The sequence below is a fragment of the Rhizobium sp. BK418 genome (assembly GCF_004341105.1).
In the GTDB taxonomy this organism is placed as follows: Bacteria; Pseudomonadota; Alphaproteobacteria; order Rhizobiales; family Rhizobiaceae; genus Rhizobium.
In genome coordinates, this window is the sequence record NZ_SLZK01000020.1 from 1 (window position 1) to 1,072 (window position 1,072).

Sequence of the window (1,072 nt, forward strand, 5' to 3'; positions counted from 1 at the left end):
CAGCGACTGCGTCGCTTTCGCCATCATGCCGACTTCGTTGTTCATGCCGGTATGCGGTATCGTAAGCTTCACGTCTTCCTCGGCAACCGCCTGCAACGCGTTGTGAACATCCTTCAGAGGGTTCGATATGCCGCGGATGACCAGATAGGCGGCGACAATGGCGAAGAAGAACAGGACGATGCTACCAGACAGCGCCGCCAGGATCTTGTCATTCACCTGGGCATCGAGATCATCCATATAGACGCCGGTACATACGACGATCTTCCAGGGATCAAAAGCCATTGCATAGGCCGTCTTGCGATAATCGCCAACAGGCTGGCCCGGTTTGGCTGTCGAATAATATTCGACGAGGCCGCCTCCCTGCTGCCCGAGCTTGACCAGTTCTTCGCGATAGAGCTTGCCCTTGCTGTCCGGCTGCCCCTTGTTGACCTGCCCGACTTTCGAGGCGTCATAATGGAATATCATCTTGACGTCGTAGTCATAGCCGAAGAAATAGCCATCCGGGTCGTATTTCATAGCATTGACGGTAGCGTAGGCCTGTTTCTGGGCGTCTTCCAACGTCATCTCGCCGGCGGCGACCTTTGCCTGGTATTGCTTGAGGACGGAAACCGCCGACTGGACCTCCGCGCGAAGCATGTCGTAGCGTTCCTTATAGATCGCATCGACAGAGGAGCGGACCTGGAGGAAGGTGGCGATCGCAAATGCGATCATCAGGCCGATCACCAGCAAAATGAGCTGCTTCGATATTTTCAGATTCTTCATGATGCCTCGCAACAGGAATGGGTGACTGCATTCCGGTGCGGTTTTCTACCGCCTGTGCGAGCGCGCCAGATCAAGGCGACGCGTCTACCGCTGCTAAAGGAACATGCTGCGACCGGTTAACTACGATTGACATCTATCTTATAATAATCCTTTAATTTTATTGGGTTTTAGCGAGGACCTCCCTAAGAAAATAGGGGTGCATTAAAAAGGCAAAACCGCCGGATTCTGATCCGGCGGTCGCTAAAGCTTTGGTGATAAAACCGCCTGTGGTGGCCCCGCTTATGCGGCGCGGCGACCGTGATGCGAGACG

Annotated in this window: 1 protein-coding gene; it reads right to left on the bottom strand. The window is 54.4% G+C overall.

The window, feature by feature from the left end:
* A partial coding sequence (locus EV281_RS30955) for a cache domain-containing protein (protein WP_132658653.1) occupies positions 1-762 on the bottom strand: 762 nt, incomplete at its 3' end.
* Positions 763-1,072 lie beyond the last annotated feature (310 nt).